The 4382-nt window shown below is 55.7% G+C and carries 5 protein-coding genes; 1 reads left to right on the forward strand and 4 read right to left on the reverse strand.

All coding sequences use genetic code 11. From position 1 onward, the window contains the following. Nucleotides 1-152: 152 nt before the first annotated feature. On the reverse strand, nucleotides 153-296 hold the full coding sequence (locus QWJ46_RS30820; protein WP_018247178.1) for a biotin/lipoyl-containing protein: 144 nt from the start codon (nucleotides 294-296) through the stop codon (nucleotides 153-155). Between the two features lie 662 nt (nucleotides 297-958). On the opposite strand from QWJ46_RS30820, the gene QWJ46_RS30825 reads away from it, so the two are divergent. Next, the gene (locus QWJ46_RS30825; RefSeq protein WP_004675921.1) at nucleotides 959-1687 is read left to right on the forward strand and encodes a carbonic anhydrase; all 729 of its coding nucleotides are present in this window, start codon (nucleotides 959-961) and stop codon (nucleotides 1685-1687) included. 607 nt (nucleotides 1688-2294) lie between these two features. Here QWJ46_RS30825 and QWJ46_RS30830 read toward each other — a convergent pair. From QWJ46_RS30830 to QWJ46_RS30840, 3 genes are all read right to left on the reverse strand, one after another. Then, complete coding sequence (locus tag QWJ46_RS30830; protein ID WP_004675922.1) at nucleotides 2295-3227, reverse strand: cation diffusion facilitator family transporter; 933 nt, start codon at nucleotides 3225-3227, stop codon at nucleotides 2295-2297. A gap of 226 nt (nucleotides 3228-3453) precedes the next feature. After that, nucleotides 3454-3606, reverse strand: coding sequence for an IS66 family transposase zinc-finger binding domain-containing protein (locus tag QWJ46_RS31395; RefSeq protein ID WP_196411598.1), 153 nt, complete (start codon nucleotides 3604-3606; stop codon nucleotides 3454-3456). 665 nt (nucleotides 3607-4271) lie between these two features. After that, nucleotides 4272-4382, reverse strand: a 111-nt coding sequence (locus QWJ46_RS30840) for a DUF269 domain-containing protein (RefSeq protein ID WP_302756306.1), incomplete at its 5' end; no start/stop codon positions are given.

The following is a 4382-nucleotide window of genomic DNA, read 5'->3' on the forward strand; positions in this document are numbered from 1 at the left end:
AAATCGATCGGCGTTCGTCAAAACTCAAATGCGAAAAGGTACGGATCAAACCATGGCTCCCGAAAAGCAGGCAGCTTAGCGCCTTTGTTGCAGTTCGAGATAGAATGTACCCCCTCTACAACACCAAATAGCATAATGCATGTTATGGAACTTTACGCTGAACCGGCCGCGATAGTTACAAGCAGGTCCTTGGCATCGATCTGGTCGCCGGCTTTGACGAGAACTTCGGCGATCGTGCCGTTCTCCTCGGCGTGAATTGCCGTTTCCACCTTCATCGCTTCGGTCGACACCAGCACATCGTCGGCATTGCCGGGTTCGGCCTTGGGTGCGAAGACGGCGGCCGGTGACGCTGAGGAATTTTGCGAGCTCTTGCTGTTGGTTCCTCGCGGACCCGAGCCGCATCTCGTTGTGCACCTAACCGGCTCGGCTCACGTGACAACAAACACAAGAACATCTGGTTGTTTCTATCGAGTTTGGCGCAGGAGGCGCAGGAGGCGCAGGAGGAAAATCAACATGACTGTCGCGGCTAGGCCCATGATTGCCAAAGCGTATAGGCCTGTGGAAAAACCTCCGGGCTGACTACGGAGATACCCTATAACGAACGGCCCCACAAATGCTCCTAGGTTCCCGAGTGAGTTAATGAATGCGATCCCGCCGGCGGCAGCGGAGCCACTAAAGAAGCAGAAGGCAGCGCCCAAAGGGTCCCTTGCAACCCAATATGCCGCGCATGAGCATCCCTCGCCAGAACCCGTCAGGGCCGGGTTGATCTACCGTACGGCCGGGGCAATACTCCAGTATTGGCTTAGCTCCTCCGATGCGTCAAAATTCCGCTTGATGAGTGCTATATCAAGGCATAACCAATCGGCCATTCTCCGATTCCCGGAGAATTGCCGGACATGACTTGGAGCAGGTGCCATTTCTCCGCAGCCATCCCGGATATTGCAAAAGGACCGATACCATGTGCTTTGAATGCAATTCCTCCCCACTCAGCCGTCGCTCCCTGCTGAAATTTGCCGGCATCGGAGGCGTGGCCGTCATGACTGCAGGCTTTGACATGACCATGCCGGCATTCGCCTCGAACGCTCCCGCCCTTCTGCCGGATGAAGCACTGGCAAAACTCCAGGAAGGCAACAAGAAATTCGTCGCCGACACGGAAGCCTGCGCCGCCAATATTTCCAAGCGCCGGCAGGACGTCGCCAAGAGCCAGGCACCTTGGGCGATCGTGCTGACCTGTTCCGACAGCCGTGTCGTGCCGGAACTTGTATTCGGCGGCGTGACGCTCGGCGAACTCTTCGTCGCCCGCAATGCCGGAAACGTGGTCGACACCGATGTGCTCGGCACGATCGAATATGGCACCGAACATCTGCATGCGCCGCTGATCGTCGTCATGGGCCACAAGCGTTGCGGGGCGGTCTCCGCCGCCTGCGAGGTCGTGTCCAAGGGCACCAAGCTCGATGGCTCAATCGGCAAGATGACCCAGCCGATCCTGCCCGTGGCTTTGGCGGAGACCGATCGCGGCGACAATTTTGTCGACAACACCGTCCATGCCAATGCCTTCAACGGCGCCGAGCGCATCCTCACCGAAAGTGCGATTGTTTCTCGCCTGGTCGAGGAAGGCAAGGTGAAGATCGTGCCCGCCTATTATGATCTCGATACCGGCGTGGTCGATTTTCTGCACAAGGTCTGACCTACGAGGCGACTTCATGTTGCCGACGGCTATCCGCGGGCGCCTCGTCGCGTTCGCGGAACCATAGTCGCTGATGACCCTTGCCGCCCGCAGCATCACCCGGCGGGTTACGCGGGCCGGAGCTGAGGTCGCGAGCTGGCTGCCTGGGCGACGCTCTTCTGGAAATTTCCGACCATACGCCTGCGCAACTTGGTGAGCTCAATCGACAGGTCCGACAGCTGTGCGATGACATCTATCGGAACCTGGGCAGCTGGGCCGCGCCCTCCTGAGCCAGTACAAGGACATAGGCGTCGCTCGTTTCAAAGAACGCGAGACAATCGGCCTCCGGCAGGATCTCAACAAGATCAAGACGGCGAAACCGCCTGTGGAGCTTGAACGCAAAGGCGCGATCTGGGTTCAGCCAACCCTATTCGCTGAATCGAGTATCGCGCCTGGAGGCATAACGGAAAACTACGGCATCGAAACTGGCCGCATTGATCGAAGATTGGTACGAACCGTGAAATTGACGCATGGTGGCTGGAAAAAACGCCGAGCTATGCATCCGGTTCGAGGATCACGCCCGTTATGGAATGCCTGCGATACAGGGCTCCAAATTCGGTTCAAAATCCTAATCCGCCCACTCAGGATCGGTTGTAAAGGCGATGGTGAGCCGACGACTCGGACCCTCGTTACCAATCGCGAGCCCGATTTCGTCACGGATCTTATCCCATTCCTGCAATTTCCTCGCCGGGAGGTCCTCTGAGACAACGAAATGTAGCTCGATTTGCCGGCCTCGGCCGACCCGGGCCACATAAGCCCGGTGGGATATGAATCCATGTCGTTCGATGATTGTTTTGGCGACCGCGTCAACTTGTTGTTTGAGATCTAATGGCGTAACAAGCAGTATGTCGGCGAGCGCTCGCCGAACCGTGCCCGCCGGAATGGGAATGATCACAATGCAGATTAATGCCAGCGCGACCGGGTCAATAAACGGCGAGATCCATTCGTAAGAAGACCCCTGAATGAAATATCCGATGGCAAACGCGACGAGTAACCCGATCGTTAGCCCGGCGGACATCAGCCAAGCTTTCGTATCCAGGGCAACGAAATCAGATTTGATCTTACGATTAGCTCGATCACCAATAACCCCCATGGTGGCTGTCACACCGAGTGTTACGACGGCGTAGACGATTGCTTGACTAAAGTTGAGCGGACGTCCCCCATGCAAAATGCTGCCGATTGCGTTGACAAGTGCGTAAACAGCCGACCCGGTTATGAGAATGCCGTTGAGAGCCAAGACTATGGGCTCAAGATGCCAGAACCCCATCGTGAAATGCTCGATAAGTTTTCCTTTGCTGGAGGGCGCTTCGGATGACGCGATGAGCTTTGTAACAAGCAGAGCTACGACAGTCATAGCAGCGTCCGTCAATGCGTAGACACCATCGAATATGATTGCGAACGAACCTGAAATGATCCCGAACAAAATGCCGATGCAGGCAAGGAGGATGGTAACGGCAATTGAAACGCAGAGAAGCCCCTGCTCCGTTCTCATGAAATTCATAGGCTCAGCCTTATAACTTACGTTTCTTTATGGTCCTCTGGACGCGGTACAGACCATCCAATTCAGCTACTGAAGCGAGCACATCCACTTTTGGATCAAGGTACCTTTTTAAATTCAAATGCTGACCTCTCCTGTCCAGTGCTGCTGGCTCGCATGAGCGTCTTTCACATACCTGGCCACAAGACAAAATCGCCTCGCTGTGTTCTGGCAGTGCGGCCTCGACTATCTAAACAAGGGCCAATTTTGCTTTGCAGGTAAAGCGGGGCTGGACATGATGCACGACACGGAAGGACGCATGAACATAGTCCAGCACTTCGCTGACGGTCTCGCCGCCGCGAATGAAGTCGGAGCCACCACAGATAGGGCATGAGCAGGCCACCTGTTACACGTCATCATGGCACGGCCGAGGTTGCAGAGCTTGCGCGGCGATAGGGCTCTCGACGCATCCACGTCATCCGGCAGGTTCGAATTCCGTTGACTCATGGTTGGATCTGATTTGATGAGAGGCGTTCCAAAGAACGCCGAGGTTTTCGCCCTCATGATAGGCTGTGGCTGACACCACGTTCTAGTCTAGCGATGATCGGATCGTCTAGCCCTTTGGCGACTCCTGTAATTACGGCTGGATTGCCAGATGGAAAAGAGCAGGCTTGCGATATACGCCCACTGAAGAAGCAACAAACTAGCCACCATTGCAACGATGACTTCGTGGATGGAATGCCAGACGAAGTAACTCGTTAGTGCCTTCGCCCAGACGACGAGCAGCAGGAGGCCGCAAAAGATTGTGAAACGCAACACCGTTCTCCTGATTTGTTCGCGAGATTGCGCAGCAATGTCGTCTGCGGCAACGAGAGTCTGGCAGTTCTTCAGGCGGCAACCGCCGCGTGGTTGAGAGCCATGATCATGCCAGTGAGCTCACCATCGAACTCTCGTTCTGGCCATTGCAAATGCTGAGATTTTGGCAGCGGCGGCGCGGGACTGCAGCTTGCGGACCTTCTTCAGCTGCTCCACAATGTCTGACATGATCTCTTTCCTCGAAAATTGATGTCATGATGCCCGCGCCACGTCGGGATAGGTTTCGATAACTTCAATAGCGTCATCGACCATTTTCGTGCCGGTCTCGGCGAGCTTGCCTAGCGTCTCAAAGCCGAACCGGTG

The organism is Rhizobium sp. CBN3, assembly GCF_030518245.1.
Lineage (GTDB): Bacteria > Pseudomonadota > Alphaproteobacteria > Rhizobiales > Rhizobiaceae > Rhizobium > Rhizobium aethiopicum_A.